The following is a 22022-nucleotide window of genomic DNA, read 5'->3' on the forward strand; positions in this document are numbered from 1 at the left end:
CGACTTCACCGCCGACGAACCGAACACCAGGTACGTCGGCGACATCACGCATCTGCCCATCGGCGATGGCCGGTTCCTCTGTCTCGCAACGGTGCTGGACCTGCATTCCAGGCGGCTCGCGGGCCGGTCGATCGCCGACCACATGCGCACCGGGCTGGTCACCGACGCGCTCGAAGCCGCCGCCCGCACCCGGGGCGGCAGCCTCGACGGGGCGGTCTTCCACAGCGACAACGGCGCGCAATACGCATCGAAGGAGTTCGCGAAGGTGCGCCGCCGGCTCGGAGTGACCCGCTCGCGCGCAGCGGTCGGCACCAGCGCGGACAACGCCGCCGCGGAGAGCTTCAACGCAACCCTGAAAAGAGAGACCTTCCAAGGGAAGAGGCACTGGTCAGGAGCACGCGAGGCCCGCCTCGCGGTGTTCCGGTGGGTCACCCGCTACAACACACGACGCAGGCACTCGGGGCTTGGCTACATCAGCCCGATCGCCTTCGAACAGCGATCGGCTACGCCGGCCTCTGCCGCATAGCAAACGGTGTCCACGCTTCAGGGGAAGCCCCCTTCGAGGTGGACCAGGGAGGCGTATCCGCCGTCGACCAGGTGCTCGGCGGACAGCAGTCCGCGACGCGCCAGGCGGGTGTGGATGCCGGGCAGCAGGGCCTGGGCGTCGTTGGATGCGGCCGAGGTGGTGGGGGACTTCCCCCGAGATCCGCGAGCTGAAGGACACTGCGGCCGCTTATGCCAACCAGATTCAGGTCCTGACCTTGCGCAGCGCCGAGCTGGAGGCGCACGACGCCCGTCTCATCGAACGGCTACGTCAGTTGGGGGAGAACGTCGCGGCACTGCCGGCCCAGCGCCGCCCCTCGCCCTGACCGGACATCTCGTCCGCCGGTTCGCACCGTCTTCAGCGGTGTGACTACGGTCGCCGACGGCCCACGGGGCCCACCTGACTGTCTGGCACGTTCACAGGGGCTTGACCCGGGATGACCCCGCCTGCCCATCAGCCTGGGGCTCGATTGCGTCGTGGCCCCTCAGTTGTTCTTGGCGGCCTGGCGCCAGATCGAGTACAGGAAAAGGTTCCCCAGCGAGGAGCTCACCCCGGCAACTGTTGCATGATCAACGATTGTTGATCATGCAGGTAAGCCTGGCCGAGCAGGTCAGGCTGCCTTGGTCGTCACTGATCGCGATCTCGTACGTGGCGACTCGGGTGCCCTGGTGGAGCGGCGTGCACACACCGGTCACGATGCCTGCTCGGGCTGGGCGGTGGTGGGTGCAGGACAGTTCGAGCCCTGCCACGGCGCCCTTCGGCGCGGCGTGCAGGCTGGCCGCGATCGAGCCGAGCGTCTCGGCGAGCACTGCGTTCGCTCCACCGTGCAGCCAGCCGAAAGGCTGCTGGTTGCCCTCAACCGGCATCGTGCCGACCAGCCGGTGTGGATCCCATGAGGTGATCTCGATGCCCATGCGGGTGGCCAGTTGTTTGTCGGCCAGGTGCGGCGGTATGGACAGCATAGGGGGCGTCATGCTGTCGGTCGGGCGGTTCTCACCTGTACTCGCGGTGGTGGTCTCCATTGCGTTGCCTCCTGGGCGACGGTGGTATCAGTTGGTGAAGGGGTGCCACGGTCTCGGCCGAAGTCGAGCAGCGGCTGGGCTTCCGCGGGCAATGCGAGGGAGGCAGAGCAGCCAGGTCCGGCAGGCAAGTCGCGTATGGCCCAGATGGCGGTGGGACACCCCACGACTCGGTGTTCGACGACGGCTCTCGGTTCCCAGGGCTGTACGTCGATCTGCCAGAGGATGGCTTCGATACCGATGCCGCTGGCCTTGACGACGGCTTCCTTTCTGGTCCAGCAACGCATGAAGGCGGCCTGGCGCAGGTATGGCTCGATGTCCACCAGATAGTCCCGCTCGGCCTCGCTCAGCACGGCGGAGGCCAGAGCGTTCAGGTCGACGGGCCGGACCTGTTCGATGTCGACTCCGATCCGCACGCCATCTGTGGCTGCGAACAACCAGTAGGGGCCGGACCGGGAGAGGCTCGACTCCCAGGATGTGCAAGGCCGTTCGACGACCGGGCGACCGTGGTCTAGTTGGCCGCAGCCGGGGCACGGGCGTCGGCTGAAGTGGATCGCCCCGGCTGGGCAGCCCAGCTGCTCGCTCAGGCATCGGCGGGCGGCGGCATGCGCCGCCGCGTACGCCGCCGCTCGACGGGGCTCCCGGAAGCGCCGTGCCCTGGCCTTCTCCTCGGGGGAGAGGCTGGCGAGATCCTGCGGGTCGGGGCAGCTGGCTGACCGCCCGGACCGCAGCAACACCCGCAGGAGCGCATGAGGGAAACTCGTCACAGGGCCGCGTTCCCATAGGTCTCGCAGAGCACGACCAGCGGGGCGAGCCAGCCAAAGGCCGCAGCCCACTCCGGCGGAATTTCCGTCCCGCCCAGCGGGAAGATGTCGCTGGTCACGGCCGGGAGCCGGGACAGGCCGTCGTCCTGGCCGCTCCGCCGCAGCAGCAGCCCCACGGCAACGTCATTGGCGGGCAGCCCACCGAAGGATGCCTCGCCGGCCAGTGAGGCGGTCACCCAGCCAACCCGCTCGTTCGGTGCCGACTCGACGCCCACGACGAGAACTTGGTCCACATCGCCCGAGCCCATCAGGACATCGGCCAGGCGCAGGGCCTCCACAGCCAGGTCCGTGCCACCCGAGACACAGTTGAGTGGCCCTGTGATCCCGTACTGCTTCGTCAGGTGACCGAGGATCGAGGTGGGCACCGACTGGAGGAACAGAAGGGGGCTGTGCACCTGGCCCGCGATCACGCGCTGGGTGAACGTGTCGGCCGTGACCGTGTCGCCGAACATCGTCGCGAGGACGATCCCGGTCCGTCGGCTCCCCGAGCCGTCGGCACCGGCGAACGCCTCCGGCTCTCCGAGACAGGCAGTGCCGACCGCATGCACCAGCGGGCCGAACCGGGAGCCGACGAAGCCTCTGACCTTGGGCAGGGCCACGTCCGTGGCACCCGGCAGGCCCTCGGCCGCATCGCCCCAGGGAGTCCGTACCACCGTCGCGACCACTGAGAGGTGGGGGGCGACCAACGATGCTGCTGTCGTCACACCGATTCCTTCTGATCGTTCGCTGAGTGTGCCCGCTCCAGCACCAGGGCCGCGTTGACCCCGCCGAAGGCGGCGTTGAGGGAGAGAGCGTGCGTGATCTGGGCCGGGCGAGCGGTGCCGGATATGAAGTCCAGGTCGCACTCCGGGTCCGGTTCATCTAGCCCCATGGTCGGCGGAAGCAGACCCCCCTGGAGGGCGAGCAGGGTGATGACGGCCTCCACTGCGCCCGTGGCCTCCAGCATGTGACCGGTGGTGCTCTTGGTGGAGCTCACGGGGATGCTCGGTGCGTGCGGGCCGAACACCGCGTGCAGGGCCGCTGTTTCGGCTACGTCGTTGAGCTCGGTTCCGGTTCCGTGAGCATTCACATAACCGACCTGTTCAGGGGTGACCCCGGCGCGCAGCAGCGCGGCCCGCGCCGCTGCGGCTAGGCCGGCGCCCTGCGGATGAGGCTGAATGGCATGGTGCGCGTCCGCTGTCATGCCCCATCCAGAGACTTTGGCCAGGACCTCGGCGCCGCGAGCCCGCGCAGCGGCGGCCGACTCCAGTACCAGGACGGCTGCGCCGTCACCCTGCAGCAGCCCGGAGCGGTCCCGCGAAAAGGGGCGGATCCTGTCCTCCTGCGTGAGCGCCTTCCCGGAGTCGAACCTGGCGAAGACGTCTTCGGTGACCATGGACGCGCCGCCGCACACCACCGTGGTCGCGGCGCCCGCGCGGATCAACTGCGCGGCGTGCGCGATGGTGTTGGTTGCTGCGACACAAGCGTTCACGAAGGCCAGCCGTGGGGCGCCCAGGCCGAGTTCCTCGGCGAGCCGGTGCGGGATCATGCTCGCCAGACTGTCCAGTGTCCGAGGGGCGCTGGGCGTACGTCCGCCCTGTATGTCCTCCCAGAAGTGCCGCCCCGTGGAGTGGTCGCCGTTGGTACCCAGCAGCACCGCTGCCCCGGCTCCGTCGGAACCGGCCATCTCCAGCGCCACCCTGGCGCAGGCGAGGAGCACTTCGGACTGGCCCGGGGTGTAGCCGGGGCGCACCGGTACGCCGGGGATCTCGGGCCCGCCCCCGGTGTACTCCGCCGCGTACTTCGCGAAGTAGGGAGCCGAGTCGAAGCGGGTGACGGGTCTGAAATCGGGGCGGCCCGCGAACACTCCTGCGCGCAGTGCCTCGGCACCGAAGCCGAATGCGGTGAAAACGCCGTATCCAGTGATCGCCACTTCATGAGTCATGGTCAGTGGGCTCCATCGGCCGATATCGAGTCAAGGGTCTCGTCGGACATGGCTCTCCTTCCGGGTACGGACGGAGGGGCCTCAGCACCGCGGGCCTGCGCGGCGAGGACTGCTCGGCCGGTTCAGCGGGCGTCGGCCGGCCCGGCTGCCTCGGTGGTCTTGGCGGACCCCGACGACTCTGCGGTCTCGTGGGCCTTGGCGGATCCGGCCGCCTCGGCTGCGGGAACGTCCGTCCTGGATGGGGCGGGTAGGCACAACACGAGGAGTGCGAGGATCTGGAGGGACACGGTCATCACCGTCAACCAGGTGGTGCCATGGGTCAGCATCATGCCGCCGGCGAGACTGCCCAGCGCCTGTCCCGCGTACACGGCGGAACCGTTGAGTGACAGCGCCACCGGGCCCCGCGGACCTGCGGTGATGATCAGCCGCTTCTGCTGGGCGGGATTGATGACCCAGCCGATCAGTCCCCAGAGCGCGATCAGCATGTACAGCAGCACGCCGCTGACGATCGTGTCGCCCAGGTCCGCCCGGGCGTAAAGCGTCAGCAGCCCCAGGGAGACGACCATCAGGGCCGAGGCGAGAAGTGCGACCCGGCGGGGCGGGTAGTGGTCGATCAGCCAGCCTGCGGCCATGTTGGACAGCACACCGCACAGACCGTAGAGCAGGTACACCCAGGAGACTGCACCGGAACCGATCCCTGCCGTGTGCACAGCGAACCAGGGGATGTAGGCGTAGAGCGCGAACATGCTGCAGTAAGTCAGCATGGTGCCGAGCAGGATCGTGGGAATACCGGGGAGCTTGGCGGCGCGGGCCCGGTCTGCCAGGGAGGGGATGTTCGTCGCTGGTGTCGGCGGCAGTACCCGCGCCAGCCCGATGAGGGCGATCAAGCTGAGGACCGCGACCAGGACGAACGTGGCGCGCCAGTTGGCGGTGTTGCCGATGATCGTACCGATAGGCACCCCCAGAGCGCTGGCGAGCGTGAGCCCGCCAAGCACAGTGGTGAGCGCCCGTCCGCGCTCCTCGGGGCGCGCGACGGCCGCGGCGCTGGCTGACGCGGCGGGCATGAAGATGGCTGCGGAGAGCGCCGCCACGATACGGGCGGCCATCAGCACGGTGTAGTTCGGGGCTGCCGCGGCCAGCACGTTGGCCGCCACGAATCCGGACAGCGCAATCATCAGCACCCTGCCCCGGTCCAGGCTGCCCATGGCAACTGCCAGGAAGGGCGCTGAAAGGGCGTAGACACCAGCGAAGATGGTGACCAGCAGACCCGCGGCCTCCAGTGAGACGTCCAGGCTCTTCGCCAAGGCAGGCAGGACGCCGCTGATCACGAAGGCGTCGGTCCCCAGTGCGAACGATCCGAGCGTCATCAGCAGGATTGGCTTCCGAGCCGCTCCGCTGGGCAGGGTCGCGGTCAGTCCGTGAACACGCATGATGTCTGTCTGTCTCTCTTACATATCTGGTTGGTCGGACGCCTGGCAGCGTCGGGAGCCGAGCGTCCGTTCCGAGGCTCCGGCCGGCGGTTAGGGCCGCGCGAGCGAGCCCGGAACGGACGGATTATCAGCTCGGCGGACAGGCTATTGGCTCTTGACGCCCTCACGACCGTTTGTGGCCACCCGGTCCGGCGTCGCCGCGGCCAGGTAAGCGGGCAGATCGGCGTACTTCTCACGGAGCTGGCGCTTGAGCGTCTTCTCGGTGGGGCCCACTGGGATGTCCGTGTCGGTGACCGCGATCTCCAGCACGGCCAGCTCCGGCTGGCCGGCGGCGGTCAGCGCGGAGTTGGCCCGCCTGAGCAGATCAGCCGGGTCAGCTCCGGCGTCGTGCGATCGTACGACCGCAACCGACACGGTCTCCTCGCCGTCCACGCCCGCGACGACCACGCAGTCGGCGATCTCCTTGACGTGCAGCAGAAGGATCTCTTCCATGAGGACGGAGTGGCCGTCCCCCTGCGACGTGCGGATCCGGTCGATCACCCGGTCGACGTGGAAGAACTCGCCGTCCACGTCCCGGTAGGCTAGGTCGCCGGTGAGCCGATAGCCGTTGAGCCAGCCGCGGTAGAAGGTGTCCGAATCGTTCCAGTAGCCCGGCGACAGGGACTCGCTGCGAACCGCCAGCAGTCCGGTCTCGCCCGCATCCGCGCAGCTGCCGTCCTCGCGCAGCACCGTGACCTCGGCGATGGGGACCGGCTGGCCGATGTGGCGGGCGCGGGGTGGAGTGTCATGGGTGATCACCCGACGCAGTGGCCCCCAGCCCAGCTCGGAGGCACCGAGGGAGTCACCGAAGACCGAGCCGGGCACCGTCTGTCCATTGGCCGTGTGCCGCCCCAGACCGATGAGTGTCCGGATGTGTGTGTCGTGCGCCGAATCCCCGGTGTTGAGCCAGTACTCCACTGACGAGAAGTCCTCGGGTGACGGGCCCGAGGTGGCCAGCGCCGCGAAGGTGGGGTGGAACGCCATGATCGTGGTGGGCCGATGGGCTGCGGCGGCACGGGAGAGATTCGCCGGGTCCCGGTCGGTGAGCGTGACCAACGGCAACCCCGCAAGCAGCGCGTAGAAGGTGAACGCTATGGCTCCGGAGTGGGACTGTGCCACGGCGGACAGCATGACGGAGTTGTCCGGCTCGGGGTGGGCGGAGAGCCGGAAACGGGCGCCCGCCACGCTCTGGCGGTGGGACCAGATGACCAGCTTCGGATTTCCCGTGGTGCCGGATGTGTGGCACAGGACCACCGGGTCGTTGTCGCTGTGCTGGAACAGCGCGGAATCGGGGAGCGGACCCTGGCCGAGTACGCCGATGTCCTCACGGGTGCTGGTCCAGCGCAGTCGGGGCAGCTTGTCCTGGGTACCGTCCAGCAGGGCCAGGTGTGCGGGGTCCGTGTAGAGACCGATGGCACCCGCGCGTTCGATCACGCCGAGGGCGGTTTCCGGTGGCATCCGACCGTTGATGAGGACGGGTATGGCTCCGATCTGGGCCAGTGCCGTCAGATGTATCTGATCTTCGAAGGAGTCCTCGATGTAGACGGCCACGCGGTCCCGGGGCTGCACACCACGGTCGATATACCACAGGGACCAGGAGTCAGCGAGATTGCACAGCTGCGAAAGGCTGAACTCCTCCTGCGGCTCCCCGTCGGCGTTGGCCAGGGGGCGGTCGGAAAAGAGTACAGGGGTATCGGGGGTCCGGCTCGCCTCAAGCGCTCGACGCCAGGCGTTACCCCCGCCAAAGTCGTTTTGAAGAAGCTCGGAACGCTCGTCAGGGGTACGCAGAGTATTCGGGGAGAAAGACATGAGGCCACCTGTGTATTAGCTGTGTCGTGTGCGCGTTGGCAGTGCCGCTGAGTTTTTCCCGCAGTCGCTGGAAGTTAACGGCCGGCATGCAGCTGAAACAGTTAGGTGAGTCACTCCTTGGTAACTGCATGCGCATGACGAGAAGCCGATGGCCAGCTTGCCAGTGCTGGCGTAGGGCAGGACGAGAGCGTAATCAGCCAAGCCGCCTGACTAAAAATCGGCGGTTTCCCTACACCTCTGATTGGTTACGATCGATTCTGGTGCGCTTCACTTCATGCCCTGTTGATGATTTTCACCGAAAGGGATCACGGCTGGTGAGCGAAGCAGTAGGGGGTGAGTTCGTGCGTGACAGGCTGTGCAAAATAGTTGCGTCGGTCCTAGAAATCGATGGGACAGCCATAGGAGACGACGATTTCTTCTACGAAGACCTGGGTGCGGATTCCCTGGAAAAGGTCGAAATCGCAACGCGAATCGAACGTGAGCTATCGGTATCACTGACTCCCGAAGAGGCGGCGGCGATACGCAGCATCGGCGATGCGATAACGGTGCTCCGGAATAAGGAACTCCTCGCGGGTGGAGTGGACCTCGTGAAGCGCCTCGTGGCCGGACACGTCGCCGCAGGCCACGGGGACCGCGTCAGCTATCTTGACCCCGACGTCGGGACGATCTCGTACGAGCGACTCCTGTCCGCCGCTCGGGGGTACGCCGGTGCGCTGAGCGACGCGAATGTCCCTGCGGGGACCCACGCCCTGCTCGTCGCCGATGATTCCGTGGCCACGGTCGTGGCGGTCCTGGGCCTGTGGTGGCACGGATGTGTACCGGTCGTGGTGAGCCCCATGCTCACCGACGAGGAGATCCAGTACATCGCGGACAACTGCAAGGCGGGGTTCGTCCATACGGACGCGACACCGAAGAGGCAGCACGCGCTCAATGCGATGTTCGCAGACCACGTACGGATGACCGGTGACGAAGTGCGCGCGGGTCTGGCGACCGGGGCACACAACCCGGCCAACCAACCTGACAGCGCGCAGGATCCGACTCGCTTCGTCGCGGACCGCGATGCCCTGGTGCAGTACACCTCCGGGAGCACCGGCATGCCGAAGGGCGTCCGGCACTCCGCCGGGGCCATCGAGGCCATGCTCGCCGGAGTCGGCAGGTTGCTCGGCCTGCAGGCCGACGACGCCGTGCTGTCGACGGCCAGGATGTCCTTCGGCTACGGCTTCGGGAACTCGCTCCTGTGCCCCCTGGCGGCTGGTGCGTCTGTCGTCCTCCTACGGGGCACCGTCGATCTCCACTCGGTCACCGCAGCCATGAACCGGCACCGCCCGACCGTCCTGTTCTCCGTGCCCCGGCTCTACGCGGCTCTGCTCGACGGCAACGCGGGCCTGGAGGCTGCGGCCACGCAGACCGTACGGCTGTGCGTCGCGGCCGGTGAGAACCTGCCGGCACCCCTGGGTGAGCGGATCCGTAGTGCCTTCGACGCGGAACTCATCAACGGGCTCGGTGCCACCGAGGTCCTGCACATCGTCGTCGGTACACCACCGACCCGGCCGCTGCCCGGAACCTTCGGTCTGCCGGTGCCCGGTGTGACCGCCACCGTCCGCGACGCCGACGGAGCCCCAGTTGCAGACGGCGAAGAGGGCCGACTGCACATCGCCGGGCCCACCATCGCGCTCGGCTACATCGACCGGCCGGAAGCCGCCGCCGTCACCTTTGCCGACGGTGGTGTCTATACAGGCGATGTCGTACGCCGCACCGCGGAGGGCGCTTTCACCTACCTGTGCCGCGCCGACGACCTGCTCAACCTCGGTGGCTACAAGGTTGTGCCGAGCGAGATCGAGGCCGTGGTGCGCCGAGTGGACGGTGTGCGGGAGTGCGCGGTCGTCGGTAGCACCGACGACAACGGTCTCGAACAGGCGGTCCTGTATCTCGTCGCCGCCGCAGAGGCCGACCAGGCCCAGGTCCGCCGTGCGGTACTGGCGGTCATCCGCACGAATCTGGCCCCCCACAAGCGCCCGGCGTGCCTGGAGTTTCTGGAAAAGCTCCCAGTCACCTCCACCGGAAAGTTGGCCGCTTACCAGTTGAGAGAGCAGGCAGCCCAACTGTGACCTGGGACATCACCGGCCTGGGCGCGATCGCCAACCTCGGCGGCAGCCCGCAGGAGATCTTCGACGCCCTGTGCACGGGTGAGGAGAGCCGTACCCCACTGAAGGCGTTCGCCGCCGACAACTACCGGGCGGGCTACGCCTACGAGATCGACGACCGAGCCAAGGACGGAGGTGATGAGCCGTTCCGGGCGACGCGCTGGCTAACTGCGGCCATCCGGCAGGCGCTCGCAGACGCGGGCCTCGACGAGGACCTGTCTCGAATTCCCGTGCTGGTGGGAACGACGATGCGCGAACAGCGCAGCGCCGAGCTGTGGTGGCGCGACGGCGCTCCGGTCGACGCAACCGACTTGCACTTCGGCGCCTCGCTGAGCGCCGGATTCGCCGCGACCGAGACATACACCTTCGCCAATGCCTGCTCCGCCACGCTGTACGCGCTGGGCCTGGCCACGGACATGATCGAGCTCGGTATGACGGACACGGTCGTCGTGGCGGGCACCGACTCCATGACGGAGAGCGCCTTCGGCACACTGGACCGGGTACAGAACGAGACCCCCGGAGCCCTGCGGCCCTTCGACGTATCGCACAAGGGCATGCTGATGGGCGAGGGCGCTGTCGCAGTCGTCGTCCAGCGGGCCGGAACCCAGGGCAGGCAGGTGCACGCGCGGCTGCGGGGCGTGGGCATGAACTGCGACGCCGCCCACGCCACCGCGCCCGACCACGACGGCATCTCCTGGGTCGTCCGCGACGCCTACCGCCGCGCCGGGGTAGGCGCCGAGGACATCGATCTCGTGATGCTGCACGGCAGTGGCACCCCGCGCAACGACCAGACCGAAGCGGGCGTGCTGCGGGAGGTGTTCGCCAGCACGGAAGCCGGCCCCTTGATGACGGCGATCAAGTCCATGACCGGACACACCCTCGGCGGCTCCGGGCTACTCAGTCTGGTGATGGCCGCGCTCGCGATGCAGCAGGGCACGGTCCCACCGATCCTCGGACTCACCCGTCCGATCCCGGAAGCAGCTGGACTTCGGCTGGTCCAGGAGAGCGCGACCCCTGCGGAACTGGCCCTGGCACAGGTGAACGCGTTCGGCTTCGGAGGTATCAACGCCGTGGCGATTCTGGAGGCTGCACGATGAGCACGGCGGACACGGAGCGGACCGCGAACCCGACGGTCCGTGAGGTCGTCATCACTGGCGTGGGACTGGCCACCGCTGGTCTGACCAGTGCCGACGACCTCCTCGGCACGGTCCCCGCCGAAGGCGGCTTCGATCCGGCGACCGGGCTCAAGGGCCGGGACATGCGTAACAAGGACCGGGCGTCCCGGCTCGCGTTGCGGGCGGCCGAGCCCGCACTGCGCGACGCCGGCCTCCTTGACGAGAAGGCGCAATTCGCCGGTGCGGGCGACACCACCGCGGTGGTGGTCAGCTCAAATCTCGGCTCCCTGGACACGGTCTGCGAGTTCACCGACACCATTGCACGCTCGAGCGTCATGGGCCTCAGCCCTCTGGGGCTGCCGCAGACATCGAGCAATGTCATCGCCGGCTGGGTGGCGATCCGCTATGCGCTACGCGGGCCGAACCTCACCGTCTGCAACGGCGCCACCAGCGGCCTGGACGCGCTGTACTGGGCGCGGAACCTGATTGCCGCCGGGCGCGCTGAAGCCGCAGTTGTCGTGGGCGTCGAGCCTTCCGGCGAGGCCGTGACGAAGTTGTTCGGCGAGCAGAGCACGGACGTCGCGGTCGCGGTGATCCTGGAATCCGGGGCTGCGGCGGCCGCCCGCGGGGCACGAGTACGTGCCTGTGTGGCGGGCTACGCGCGTGCTGCCGACCTGCGGCAGGCGGCTGACGCAGCGTGCCGGTCCGTTGCGCAGCCGGTTGGTCTTTGGCTCGGGGGCGATCGCGACGCGCAACCGTTCGACGGGAGAGCCGGTGCACAGGTGCCCCGACTCGACCTTGAGGACCGGCTCGGCCCCCTCTCCGGTGCGCTGGGCGTCCTGCAGTGTGCCGCCGGCGTTGCACACCTCGACCGCAGCGGCAGCGGAACTGTTCTTGCCACCGCGGGCGGGACCGGCCACGACGCGGCCGCCGCCCTGCTTCTGGCCCAAACCACCCACTCCTGAAAGGACTTTCATGACCATGATCGCGAACATCGACGACCTGCGCGCCCAGATCGCCGGAGCACTGGAGGTGGAGCCCGAGGAGGTAACCGACGAGGCCCACTTTGCCGAGGAGCTCGACTTCGACTCGCTCATGCTGCTTGAGGTAGCCACCCGCGTGGAGAAGAAGTACGGCATACCCGTTGACGACGTCCTGGTCAGCGGCGCTCAGTCGCTCGCCGAGCTGCACGCCTTCGTGGTGTCCAAGACTGCCGAAGAGCCGGCCGCATGAGCTTCCACGACGAGCCGACCTCCGCTGCCGCGAAGCGTCCGGTGGCCTTGGTCTCGGGCGGCTCCCGGGGCATCGGGCGAGCGATTGTGGCGCAGTTGGCCGAAGACGGCTACGATGTCGCGTTCTGCTATTTCTCACGCTCTGACGCCGCCGAGGAGGCCGAGCGCGAGGCGGCCAAGGCGGGTGCGCGCACCTTCGCCCAGCGGGTCGACGTCGCCGACGCCGCCCGCACGCGGGAATTCGTCGCCGCTGCCGAGGCGGAGCTAGGTCCCCTGGACGCCGTGGTCACCGCTGCCGGCATCGCCCGCGACCGGCCGCTGGCGATGATGGACGACACCGAGTGGCAGGACGTCGTACGGACCAACCTTGACGGCACGTACCACGTGTGCCGGGCCGCGATCCAGTCCCTCATCAAGCGCAGGGTCGGCCGCATCGTGACACTGTCGTCCATCGCCGGCGTCTACGGCGGTGTAGGGCAAACCAACTACTCGGCCTCGAAAGCAGGCATCATCGGCTTCACTCGTGCCCTGGCCAAGGAGTACGGAAAGTTCGGCGTCCGGGCGAACTGCGTGGCACCGGGATTCATCAGCACCGACATGACGGCGGCGGTGCCCGAGGCAGCCAGCAGGAAATATCTGAAGCAGATCCCCCTCGGCCGTTTCGGCGCCCCGGAGGATGTCGCGAACTTCGTATCGTTCCTGGTCTCGGACCGGTCCGGCTACATCACAGGGCAGGTCCTGGGCATCGACGGCGGACTCACCATATGAAAGAACGGCTCAGATGAAGCTCGTAGAACCCGAAGTCTTCTTGGTGGCAAGCCCCAAGATCGATTACGTGGCCATGGCCGAATACCTGCGGGAGGTCGGCGGTGAGAGCTGGCTGGAGCGCCTCGACACAGGCGCTCTCGACGGCGAGCTCAACGATCCGCAGAACCTGGCGGAGTTCGCCGGCCGTGCCTGCTACCGCTCTTGGGAACCGGGCCTCAACCCCAACGTGGTACGGATCCGGACGGACCAGGACGCATACCTGCGCAACATCCTGGCGAGCGCGCATGGTTCAGTGCTGGAACACGTCAGCTTCAGCTTCGTGCTCCACAACGTCAGCCGTGTGCTGACGCACGAACTCGTCCGGCACCGCTCGGGAGTCGCGGTCTCGCAGGAGTCAATGCGCTTCGTCAGGCTCCAGGAACTGCCGTTCTGGTTCCCCGAATGGGCCCAGCAGGACACCGAGTTGATGGCGCGGGCCACCGGGATTCTCCAGCAGATGGAGGAGTTTCAGCACTGGATGGCAGACCACTTCGAGCTGGATGCCGAAGGCCGCGAATTCTCGGACAAGAAGCACAAGACGTCGTTCATGCGCCGCTTCGCACCCGACGGTGTCGCCACCGGCCTGGTGTGGACAGCCAATGTGCGTGCCCTGCGCCACATGATCGAAGCCCGTACCGCGCCTGGCGCCGAGGAGGAGATCCGCCTTCTCTTCGACAAGATCGGCCGGCTCATGCAGAAGGAAGCCCCCGCGCTGTTCTCCGATTACGAGATCGAGGACGGGACCTGGGTCCCGAAGTGGCGCAAGGTCTGACCCTCGCCCTCTCCGACACGCGTCTATGCCCGGCCTGGAGCCGATGGCCGGTGAGCTACAGAAAGCGAGCACATCCATGCCTCTTTCCAGTACGGCGGATTCACCTGTCATATCCGGGCCCGTCCCGGCCACTCCCGACGACATCCTGGCCCGGGCCAGGGCTGTTGCCCCGGTACTGGCCGAGCGGGCAAACGAGATAGAAGAAGCACGCCGGCTGCCGGAGGACATCGTCGAGCTCCTGCGCGACTCCGGTGTCTTCCGGATGGCCTTCCCTGAGTCCTGGGGTGGCCCGGCCCTCACGCCCGTTCAACAGACAGAGGTGATCGAGGCACTTGCCACGGGTGATGCCTCGGCCGCCTGGTGCGTCATGGTCGGCCAGGACAGCGGGCTCTTCGCGGGCTTCATGGCCCCGTCAGCCGCACGCGAAGTTTTCCCCAGCCTGGATCTGATCACCGCAGGTGCCATCCCGCCGAAGGGCCGTGCCGAACGGGTTCCAGGCGGCTACCGGGTCACCGGAGACTGGCAGTTCGGCAGTGGCATCACCCACTGCGACCGCGTCGTGGCCGGTGTGCTGGTCTACCGTGACGGTGAGCCGGAGCCCAATCCGCTGCCGGTCGGCGGCCGGGCCCACTGGCGAATGATCGTCGCCCGCCCCGAGCAGTTCGAGCTCTCCGACACCTGGTTCACCACCGGGCTGGCGGGCAGCGGCAGTCTCGACTACAAGGCCGAGAACCTGTTCATTCCGGAGGAGCACACCTTCAGCTTTGCCGCCCCGGCGGTCCCCGGCCCTGCAGCCACCCCCGATTCGATCCTGAGGCCCATGCCCGGCGTACCGCTCGGCGTCGCCCGCGCGGCGCTCGACTACGTACGCACCATGGCCGAGAGGCGCGTGGACCGCCCCACCCGGCAGCCCTGGTCGCAGAACTACCGGGTGCAGATGGCCATCGCCCAATGCGAGATGGACCTGGTGGTGGCCCGGCACGCTGTCTACGGCACACTCCGGCGCCAGTGGGAACTGCTCTGCTCCGGAGCAGAGATCACCCCGGACGAGCGGGTCGCCGTGGCGCTCGCCCGCGTCAACGCCTTCCGCGCGGCGCGCAAGATCGTCTCCACCCTCTTCGACCTGGTCACCACAACCGCGATCTACCGGCCCTCGCCACTGGACCGCTGGCTGCGCGACCTCAACACCATGTGTCAGCACGCCACCGTGCAGGACCAGATCCTGCAGTCCGCGGGCGCGGTCCTCCTGGGCGGCAAGCCGCAGAACCCCATCGCCCTGGGTCTTCCGGAGTAGTGACGGTGAAGGCGAGTGCATCTCAAGTGGAGACGACCGAGTACCTGACCGACGGCGGGGTGCGAGTCATCCGCACGTCGACGCCCGTGGCTCCGGACCGGGGCAGCGAATTGTTCGGCGAGCTCGTGACAGCCATCGAGCACCGCCGCGGTGGTGTTCTGAGCTCGGGGGTGGAGTACCCGGGCCGCTACACCCGCTGGCACATGGCCTATGTCGACCCGTGCATGGAGTTCACCGCCCGCGGCCGGCTGCTGCGCGCCCGGGCCCTCAACGAGCGGGGACGCATCCTGCTTCCCGTTGTGGCGGCCGCCCTGGGCAAGGCCGGTGACGTAACGCTCTCCGGCGACACAGCCGAGGTGGCCGTGCCCGTCGGCCGAGGTCTGGTCCGCGAGGAGGACCGGACCCGCCGCCCCACGGTCTTCACCGCCCTGCGTGCGGTGACCGCGGCATTGCGCGGAGAGGACCCGCACCTGGGTCTGTACGGGGCGTTCGGTTACGACCTTGTCTTCCAGTTCGAACCGATCCGGCTACATCAGGAGCGACCGGAAGACCAACGCGATCTCGTACTGCACCTGGCCGACGAGATGATCGTGGTGGACCTGAGGCGCGGTACGTCCGCCCGACTGTCGTACGACTTCGTGGTCAACGGCGTCTCCACCGCAGGACTGCCGCGAACAACCCCGCCGACGCCCGAGCCGGTGCTCCGCGCACCGGCGGAGCAACCCACGCCAGGCGAGTACGCCCGGCTGGTGCGCGACGCCAAGGAGAAGTTCCGGCGCGGCGATCTCTTCGAGGTGGTCCCCAGCCATGTCATGTATGAGCGGTGCGACTCTGCCGTAGCGGCCTACGAGCAGCTCCGGCACCGCAACCCGGCTCCGTACGAGTTCCTGTTCAACCTCGGAGACAGTGAATACCTGGTCGGAGCCTCTCCCGAGATGTTCGTGAGGGTGCAAGGACGCCGAGTCGAGACCTGCCCCATCTCCGGAACCGTCCCGCGTGGATCCGACCCGTTCCAGGACGCCGAGAACATTCGGGAACTCCTCAACTCGTCCAAGGACGAGTCGGAGCTGACCATGTGCACCGACGTGGACCGCAACGACAAGGCGCGGATCTGTGTCCCCGGCAGCGTCAAGGTCATCGGGCGCCGCCAGATCGAGATGTACTCGCGGCTGATTCACACCGTCGACCACGTCGAGGGACAACTGCGCCCAGGCTACGACGGCTTCGACGCGTTCCTCACCCATATGTGGGCAGTGACCGTCACCGGGGCGCCGAAGACCTGGGCCATGCAGTTCATCGAGGAGCACGAGGGCTCCACGCGCCGCTGGTACGGCGGGGCCGTCGGATTCATCGGGTTCGACGGTTCCGTGAACACCGGACTCACCATCCGCACGGCACAGATCCGGGACGGTGTCGCTGCGGTACGGGCCGGCGCAACGCTGCTGTACGACTCCGACCCCGACGCCGAGGAGCAGGAAACCTACCTCAAGGCGCGCGCCCTGCGCGAAGCCCTCACCGAGCGGGACCCGGAGACCGAGGCCACGCTACCCATCAAGGAGGGCACCGGGATGCGGGTGCTCCTCGTCGACCACGAAGACTCCTTCGTCAACACGCTCGCCGACTACTTCCGTTTCGCCGACGCGCAGGTGACGACGCTGCGGCATGGGTTCCCGCTGGAGGCGCTCGACGAGTTCCAGCCCGATCTCGTCGTACTCTCACCCGGCCCCGGCCGCCCCAGCAACTTCGCCTGCTCCGACCTGCTCGACGCGGTCTACGCGAGAAATCTGCCGGTTTTCGGTGTCTGCCTCGGGCTGCAGGCGATGGTCGAGCATGCCGGTGGCGAGCTGAGCCGGCTCGCCACCCCGGCTCACGGCAAGCCCGGCCGGGTGACCGTGGTCGGCGGCGCTCTACTGGAGGGCCTGCCCGCCGAGTTCACCGCAGGGCGCTACCACTCTCTCTACACCACGCCGGAGAAAGTCACCGGCTTCGATGTGACCGCGTTCACCGGTGACGTCGTCATGGCCGTCGAGGACCGAGAACGCCGACGCTTCGCCGTGCAGTTCCACCCGGAGTCGATCCTGACCGCCGCAGACGGGGCCGGGCACCGCATCATCCGCAACGTCCTGCGGCTGACCAGGCGGGCGCACGCCTCTATCGGACACCGTCACCCCGCGCTTCACCACGAGGCCGCGCGGTGATGACACCCCGTGCCAAGACGCTCTGCATCATCGGCGCCGGGCCCCGCGGACTCTCCGTACTGGAGCGCCTGTGCGCCAACGAGCGGGCGGAACCCGCGCACTCCGCTGTGACCGTGCATGTGGTGGAGCCGTTTGAGCCCGGCGCCGGTGCGGTATGGCGTACCGACCAGTCCCGCCATCTGTTGATGAACACCGTGGCCTCCCAGATCACCGTGCACACAGATGCCAGTTCACGTATCGAGGGACCCGTCGAGCCTGGCCCCAGCCTGGCGGAGTGGGCGAAGAGCCTCGTCCTCACGGGCTCGGCCACCGGCCGCGACGATCAGACTCTCGCCGAGGCACGGGACCTGACGCCGGACTCGTACCCCACCCGGGCCTTGTACGGAAGCTATCTCGCCGACATGTTCCAGCGCGTGGTGCGGGGAGCACCCGGTCATGTCACCGTTGAGATCCACCGCTCGCGCGCCGTCGTGCTCATGGACAGCCACGGTGTCGCCGACGGACGCCAGGCCGTCGGCCTGGGCGACGGCACTTGGCTGCGTGACCTCGATGCGGTGGTGATGGCACAGGGCCATGTGCCGGTACGGCTGACCGCGCGCGAACAGCGCACGGCCAGCCTGGCCCGCATGCACGGCCTCGTCTACGTGCCGCCCGCCAACCCCGCAGACCTCGACTTGAGCGTCGTCGCCTCCGGCGAGGCCGTCCTGCTGCGCGGCCTAGGTCTGAACTTCTTCGACCACATGACACTGCTGACCCAGGGCCGGGGCGGCACCTTCATACGGGTTCACGGCCGACTTACGTACCGGCCATCGGGGCAGGAGCCTCGGATGTACGCGAGTTCCCGCCGGGGTATCCCGTACCACGCCCGCGGTGAGAACGAGAAGGGCGTCTCGGATCGGTACTACCCGCGGCTGCTCACCCCCGAGTTCATCGCCGCCCTGCGGGACCGGCAAGGCAGACGCATCGGCCTGCGCGCCGAGTTATGGCCACTCATCGCCCGCGAGGTGGAGGGTGTCTACTACGGCACCTGGCTGGCGGCCCACGGCAGGGGCGCCGAGCGCGCGGCCTTCGTGGACAGGTACCTGGAGTGCGCCGAACCCGCCGGACGCCGTGCGCTCATCGACGCCCACGGAGTCCCGGATGTCGACCGGTGGAACTGGGAGCGGCTCTCCCGCCCATATGGCGAAGACGGTTTCAGCGACCGGAAGGCGTTCCGGGATTGGTTGCTGGAGTATCTGCGCCGTGATGTGCAGGAGGCGAGGGCAGGCAACCTCAGCGGCCCGCTCAAGGCCGCCCTGGACGTCCTGCGCGATCTGCGCAACGAAGTCCGGCTGGCGGTCGACCATGCGGGGTTGGATGGCAAGTCCCACCGCGACGAACTGGATGGCTGGTACACGCCTCTGAACGCCTTCCTGTCCATCGGGCCGCCCGCCTCCCGTATCGAGGAGATGACCGCGCTGATCGAGGCCGGGGTCCTGGAACTGACAGGGCCGGCGACCGAGATCCGTATCGACGCAGTCTCCCCGGCCTTCGTTGCGGTCTCCCGTACCGTGCCGGGACCTCCGGTGCGCGCTCGGGTGCTCATCGAGGCCAGGCTCCACGAGCCGGACATGCGCCGGACCACCGACCCGCTGCTGCACCATCTACTCAGCACCGGGCAGGCCATGAACCACCGGGTTCCCACCGCCCGGGCGACGGACCACGAGACCGGCGGGCTGTCGGTCACGGAACGTCCGTACCGCCTGATCGACGCGCAGGGCCAGGCACATCCGCGCCGGTTCTGCTACAGCGTCCCCACCGAAGGTGTCCACTGGGTGACCGCCGCCGGCATCCGTCCCGGCGTGGACTCGGTGGCCCTGGCCGACTCCGACGCCATCGCCCGGGCAGTCCTCGGGCTCGCCCCTTGCACCGACTTGTCTGCTGCCCCACCCGGATTCCAAGGAGCACTCGTATGAGCGGCCGATCTGCCCCGCTGATGGACTCGGGCCTGCTCTCACCGGTGCGGGCGGGCACTCCCGTCGAAGAGGCCGTCTGCGACCAGGCGTGGCTACAGGCCATGCTCGATGCCGAGGCCGCCCTGGCCAGGACGCAGGCCCAGCTCGGTACGCTGCCGCCGCATGCCGCCGAGGTCATCACCGCCCAGGCCCGTGCCGAGCACCTGGACCTCAGAGCCCTGGCCGTGGCCTCGCGGGAGAGCGCCAACCCGGTGGTCGGGCTCGTAGCAGCGTTCACCCGGCACGTCGCGTCCGTGGATGCGGCTGCCGCCGAGTACGTTCACCGGGGTTCCACCAGCCAGGACATCTTCGACACCGGTGCCATGCTGGTCGCCGACCGCGCACTGCGGCTGATGCGCGAGGACCTGCACAGGGCCATCGACGCCCTGGCTGAGCTCGCAGTGCGACACCGGGGCACCACGATGGCGGGCCGCACGCTGGCCCTGCACGCGGTGCCGACCACTTTCGGACTGAAGGCGGCTGGGTGGCGCAAGCTCCTCTTGGACGCCGACCGGCGGCTGGCGTGCGTGCTGGATGGGGGTCTGCCCGTCTCCCTCGGCGGTGCCGCCGGAACGATGGCCGGATACCTGGAGTACGCCAGGCTCGACAGCGACGGGCAGTGCTGCGTAAAGAGCTATCCGGACCTGCTGATCGCGACGTTTGCCGAAGAGACGGGTCTGGCCCCCACCGACCTGCCGTGGCACGCACTGCGTACCCCGATTGCCGACCTCGCGGCCGCCTTGGCGTTCGCCGCTGGAGCGCTCGGCAAGCTCGCGCTGGATGTGCAGACGCTGACCCGCACCGAGATCTCCGAAGTGGCAGAGCCTGCCGTCACCGGGCGGGGCAGCTCATCCGCGATGCCGCACAAGCGCAATCCGGTACTGGCGACGCTGATCCGCAGCGCGTCGCTCCAAGTGCCCGCGCTCGCTGCCGCCCTGACACAGTGCCTGCTTGCCGAGGACGAGCGCTCGGCCGGCGCCTGGCACGCCGAGTGGCAGCTGCTGCGCGAGTGCCTGCGGCTGGTCGGCGGTGCCACGCACACCACCGTGGAACTCGTTGAAGGCTTGGAGGTACGGCCCGAACGCATGGCCGCGAACCTGGCCCTCATTGGGAGCCAGATCGTCTCGGAACGGATCGCCGCTGTACTGGCCCCCAAAATGGGCAAAACTCGGGCCAGGCAGGCGCTCACCCAAGCGTCGCATACGGCCCAGCAGTCAGGGCGCCCGCTCGGCGAGATCCTCGCCGAGGCACCAGGGCTACTTGGCCTCTTCACGGCCGAGGAACTTGCCGACTTGTGCGACCCAACCCACTACACCGGGGCTGCACGCGCCCTGGTGGACCGGCACCTGGGCCAGGCCCACTGGGCAGAAAAGTGAGTGCATCCATGCAGCAGACCGTCAAAGTCGTCGGCATCGGGGGCTCGCCCCGGCCGAGTTCCACAGCCGAACAGGCCCTTCGTGCAGTGCTGGCCCAGGCGGGGCGGTTGGGCGCCGACGTCAGTCTGATCAGCGGCGCCGAGCTGGTCCTCCCGCTCTACGACCCGCGCGCAGAGATCCGTTCCCTCCAGGCTCATCGCCTGATCTCCGAAGTCGCCTCGGCCGACGGCGTGGTCCTCGCCAGCCCCGCCTACCACGGCAGCATCTCGGGACTGGTGAAGAACGCCCTCGACTACCTGGAGGAACTGCGCGACGACGAGCGGCCCTACCTCAGTGAACGTGCCGTCGCCTGCCTGGCTGTGGCCCAGGGCTGGCAGGGTGCGGTCTCCACACTGTCCGCGCTGCGCGGGGTGACCCATGCCCTGCGCGGCTGGCCCGTCCCTCTGGGAGTCGCGCTGAACAGCGCGGTGGCCGGCTTCACCGCGGACGGACAGTGCGACGACCCGTACATCCAGAGCCAGTTGACGGACATGGCAGCGCAAGTGATGGAGTTCGCGCGGTCGCGCAAAGCGGCGCAGGCCCTGACGGTCTCCAGTGGGGCGGGGCGGGCTCATTGAGAGACAGAAGCCGTAACCGGCACCCGCGCCCGGTGACGATTGGACCGGTCACCCGTCTGGCACCGGTCGAGGATCCTGCCGTCCGCCTCTTCATGTTCCATCATGCTGGCGGTTCACACCTGCTCTACCGGGGCTGGGCGGCCGAGTTTCCGGACGACTGGGAGATATGCCTGTTCGACGCCCCCGGCCGCGGACAGGTGCAGGCACTGCCGCTCATCCAGGGCTGCGCCGAACTGGTGGAGTATTTCAATGGCGCGCTCGCGCCCTGGCTGGACCGCCCCTTCGCCTTCTTCGGCCACAGCATGGGCGGACTGATCGCCTACGAGCTGACGCGCACTCTGGTACGGAAAGGGGGTCCCCTTCCTTGCCTGCTGGGCATCTCCTCGTACGGCGCACCATGTGGGGAGGCCGGCGCCGACGGCACCCGGCATCTGCTGTCCGACGACGAACTGCGGGACTGGCTGCGCCACACAGGCGGCTGTCCGCCGAAGTTGCTCGACGACGACGCGGTCTGGCGCAAGTTCGGACCGGTTTTCCGCAGCGACTTCACACTCGTGGACACTTGGCCCCCGCCCCGGGACGCAGCCCCGCTGCCCGTCCCGGTCGTGGCCTTCGGCGGTCATGACGACGCTCTGGTGAGCGCGGACCGGTTGCTGGCCTGGGCTGCCCACACCAACGACTTCCGCGGACTCGATATGTACGAGGGCAGCCACTTCTACCTGACGGATCACCGCCGTAGCATCGCCGGGCGCATCATGGACCTTCTCTCCCGCACAAGCCGGACTCCGCCGCCGTGGCAGGACTTCGCCGGCCAGGCGTGACCCGCTGACGTGGCGAAGCCACGGCGCCTCTCATCGACCTCGTACGGGAAGGGTGCACATCTT

At 68.2% G+C, this 22022-nt stretch carries 20 protein-coding genes; 14 read left to right on the top strand and 6 right to left on the bottom strand.

Going from position 1 to position 22022, the window contains the following annotated elements; genetic code table 11:
• Both TU30_RS31840 and TU30_RS31845 read left to right on the top strand, forming a co-directional pair.
• On the top strand, window positions 1–526 hold a 526-nt coding region (locus TU30_RS31840), incomplete at its 5' end, for an IS3 family transposase (protein ID WP_042176892.1).
• A gap of 145 nt (window positions 527–671) precedes the next feature.
• Window positions 672–869, top strand: coding sequence for a hypothetical protein (locus TU30_RS31845; RefSeq protein ID WP_042176894.1), 198 nt, complete (start codon window positions 672–674; stop codon window positions 867–869).
• A gap of 244 nt (window positions 870–1113) precedes the next feature.
• Here the strand turns inward: TU30_RS31845 and TU30_RS31850 are convergent, their stop codons facing one another.
• The 6 genes from TU30_RS31850 to TU30_RS31875 form a co-directional block, all read right to left on the bottom strand.
• The gene (locus tag TU30_RS31850; protein ID WP_078878750.1) at window positions 1114–1566 is read right to left on the bottom strand and encodes a hotdog fold thioesterase; all 453 of its coding nucleotides are present in this window, start codon (window positions 1564–1566) and stop codon (window positions 1114–1116) included.
• Window positions 1515–1979 (bottom strand): 4'-phosphopantetheinyl transferase superfamily protein, encoded by a 465-nt coding sequence (locus TU30_RS36330; RefSeq protein WP_158719407.1) that lies wholly within the window; start codon window positions 1977–1979, stop codon window positions 1515–1517. The genes TU30_RS31850 and TU30_RS36330 overlap by 52 nt, the downstream gene beginning before the upstream one ends.
• Window positions 1980–2326: 347 nt before the next feature.
• Entirely contained in the window at window positions 2327–3091 is a 765-nt protein-coding gene (locus TU30_RS31860; protein WP_052479994.1) for a ketosynthase, read from the bottom strand.
• Window positions 3088–4311 carry a beta-ketoacyl synthase gene (locus tag TU30_RS31865; protein WP_042176898.1) on the bottom strand — a complete coding sequence of 408 codons (1224 nt, stop codon included), beginning with the start codon at window positions 4309–4311 and terminating at the stop codon, window positions 3088–3090. The genes TU30_RS31860 and TU30_RS31865 overlap by 4 nt, the downstream gene beginning before the upstream one ends.
• Before the next feature lie 122 nt (window positions 4312–4433).
• Complete coding sequence (locus TU30_RS31870; protein WP_052479995.1) at window positions 4434–5678, bottom strand: MFS transporter; 1245 nt, start codon at window positions 5676–5678, stop codon at window positions 4434–4436.
• Between the two features lie 207 nt (window positions 5679–5885).
• Window positions 5886–7589 (bottom strand): class I adenylate-forming enzyme family protein, encoded by a 1704-nt coding sequence (locus tag TU30_RS31875; RefSeq protein WP_042176900.1) that lies wholly within the window; start codon window positions 7587–7589, stop codon window positions 5886–5888.
• Window positions 7590–7903: 314 nt separating this feature from the next.
• On the opposite strand from TU30_RS31875, the gene TU30_RS31880 reads away from it, so the two are divergent.
• The 12 genes from TU30_RS31880 to TU30_RS31935 all read left to right on the top strand — a co-directional run bounded on the left by TU30_RS31880 (window position 7904) and on the right by TU30_RS31935 (window position 21959).
• Window positions 7904–9697 (top strand): AMP-binding protein, encoded by a 1794-nt coding sequence (locus TU30_RS31880; RefSeq protein ID WP_234308062.1) that lies wholly within the window; start codon window positions 7904–7906, stop codon window positions 9695–9697.
• Window positions 9694–10830 carry a beta-ketoacyl synthase N-terminal-like domain-containing protein gene (locus tag TU30_RS31885; RefSeq protein ID WP_042176902.1) on the top strand — a complete coding sequence of 379 codons (1137 nt, stop codon included), beginning with the start codon at window positions 9694–9696 and terminating at the stop codon, window positions 10828–10830. The genes TU30_RS31880 and TU30_RS31885 overlap by 4 nt, the downstream gene beginning before the upstream one ends.
• Complete coding sequence (locus tag TU30_RS31890; RefSeq protein ID WP_042176904.1) at window positions 10827–11813, top strand: beta-ketoacyl synthase N-terminal-like domain-containing protein; 987 nt, start codon at window positions 10827–10829, stop codon at window positions 11811–11813. The genes TU30_RS31885 and TU30_RS31890 overlap by 4 nt, the downstream gene beginning before the upstream one ends.
• Window positions 11814–11823: 10 nt before the next feature.
• The gene (locus tag TU30_RS31895; RefSeq protein WP_052479996.1) at window positions 11824–12081 is read left to right on the top strand and encodes an acyl carrier protein; all 258 of its coding nucleotides are present in this window, start codon (window positions 11824–11826) and stop codon (window positions 12079–12081) included.
• Window positions 12078–12848, top strand: a complete 771-nt coding sequence (fabG, locus tag TU30_RS31900; RefSeq protein WP_042176906.1) for a 3-oxoacyl-[acyl-carrier-protein] reductase — start codon at window positions 12078–12080, stop codon at window positions 12846–12848. The genes TU30_RS31895 and fabG overlap by 4 nt, the downstream gene beginning before the upstream one ends.
• A gap of 13 nt (window positions 12849–12861) precedes the next feature.
• Complete coding sequence (gene thyX, locus TU30_RS31905) at window positions 12862–13659, top strand: FAD-dependent thymidylate synthase (protein WP_042176908.1); 798 nt, start codon at window positions 12862–12864, stop codon at window positions 13657–13659.
• Window positions 13660–13735: 76 nt separating this feature from the next.
• Window positions 13736–14953 carry an acyl-CoA dehydrogenase family protein gene (locus TU30_RS31910; protein WP_042176911.1) on the top strand — a complete coding sequence of 406 codons (1218 nt, stop codon included), beginning with the start codon at window positions 13736–13738 and terminating at the stop codon, window positions 14951–14953.
• 26 nt (window positions 14954–14979) lie between these two features.
• Entirely contained in the window at window positions 14980–17151 is a 2172-nt protein-coding gene (locus TU30_RS31915) for an anthranilate synthase component I (RefSeq protein WP_042176912.1), read from the top strand.
• Entirely contained in the window at window positions 17151–19106 is a 1956-nt protein-coding gene (locus TU30_RS31920) for an FAD/NAD(P)-binding domain-containing protein (RefSeq protein ID WP_042176914.1), read from the top strand. Before TU30_RS31915 ends, TU30_RS31920 begins: the two co-directional genes overlap by 1 nt.
• Window positions 19103–20521, top strand: a complete 1419-nt coding sequence (locus tag TU30_RS31925; protein WP_042176916.1) for an adenylosuccinate lyase family protein — start codon at window positions 19103–19105, stop codon at window positions 20519–20521. Before TU30_RS31920 ends, TU30_RS31925 begins: the two co-directional genes overlap by 4 nt.
• Before the next feature lie 8 nt (window positions 20522–20529).
• The gene (locus TU30_RS31930; protein WP_042176918.1) at window positions 20530–21138 is read left to right on the top strand and encodes an NADPH-dependent FMN reductase; all 609 of its coding nucleotides are present in this window, start codon (window positions 20530–20532) and stop codon (window positions 21136–21138) included.
• 92 nt (window positions 21139–21230) lie between these two features.
• On the top strand, window positions 21231–21959 hold the full coding sequence (locus TU30_RS31935) for a thioesterase II family protein (RefSeq protein ID WP_042176931.1): 729 nt from the start codon (window positions 21231–21233) through the stop codon (window positions 21957–21959).
• Window positions 21960–22022: the final 63 nt, after the last annotated feature.

This window comes from Streptomyces sp. NBRC 110035, assembly GCF_000829695.1.
GTDB lineage: Bacteria > Actinomycetota > Actinomycetes > Streptomycetales > Streptomycetaceae > Streptomyces.

Coding starts and splice junctions, on each gene's coding strand:
- TU30_RS31910 (WP_042176911.1), top strand. CDS start 13,736: ATGCCTCTTTCCAGTACGGCGGATTCACCTGTCATATCCGGGCCCGTC.
- TU30_RS31845 (WP_042176894.1), top strand. CDS start 672: ATGCGGCCGAGGTGGTGGGGGACTTCCCCCGAGATCCGCGAGCTGAAG.
- thyX (WP_042176908.1), top strand. CDS start 12,862: ATGAAGCTCGTAGAACCCGAAGTCTTCTTGGTGGCAAGCCCCAAGATC.
- TU30_RS31925 (WP_042176916.1), top strand. CDS start 19,103: ATGAGCGGCCGATCTGCCCCGCTGATGGACTCGGGCCTGCTCTCACCG.
- TU30_RS31935 (WP_042176931.1), top strand. CDS start 21,231: ATGTTCCATCATGCTGGCGGTTCACACCTGCTCTACCGGGGCTGGGCG.
- TU30_RS31895 (WP_052479996.1), top strand. CDS start 11,824: ATGACCATGATCGCGAACATCGACGACCTGCGCGCCCAGATCGCCGGA.
- fabG (WP_042176906.1), top strand. CDS start 12,078: ATGAGCTTCCACGACGAGCCGACCTCCGCTGCCGCGAAGCGTCCGGTG.
- TU30_RS31875 (WP_042176900.1), bottom strand. CDS start 7,589: ATGTCTTTCTCCCCGAATACTCTGCGTACCCCTGACGAGCGTTCCGAG.
- TU30_RS31920 (WP_042176914.1), top strand. CDS start 17,151: ATGACACCCCGTGCCAAGACGCTCTGCATCATCGGCGCCGGGCCCCGC.
- TU30_RS31850 (WP_078878750.1), bottom strand. CDS start 1,566: ATGGAGACCACCACCGCGAGTACAGGTGAGAACCGCCCGACCGACAGC.
- TU30_RS31870 (WP_052479995.1), bottom strand. CDS start 5,678: ATGACGCTCGGATCGTTCGCACTGGGGACCGACGCCTTCGTGATCAGC.
- TU30_RS31890 (WP_042176904.1), top strand. CDS start 10,827: ATGAGCACGGCGGACACGGAGCGGACCGCGAACCCGACGGTCCGTGAG.
- TU30_RS31930 (WP_042176918.1), top strand. CDS start 20,530: ATGCAGCAGACCGTCAAAGTCGTCGGCATCGGGGGCTCGCCCCGGCCG.
- TU30_RS31865 (WP_042176898.1), bottom strand. CDS start 4,311: ATGACTCATGAAGTGGCGATCACTGGATACGGCGTTTTCACCGCATTC.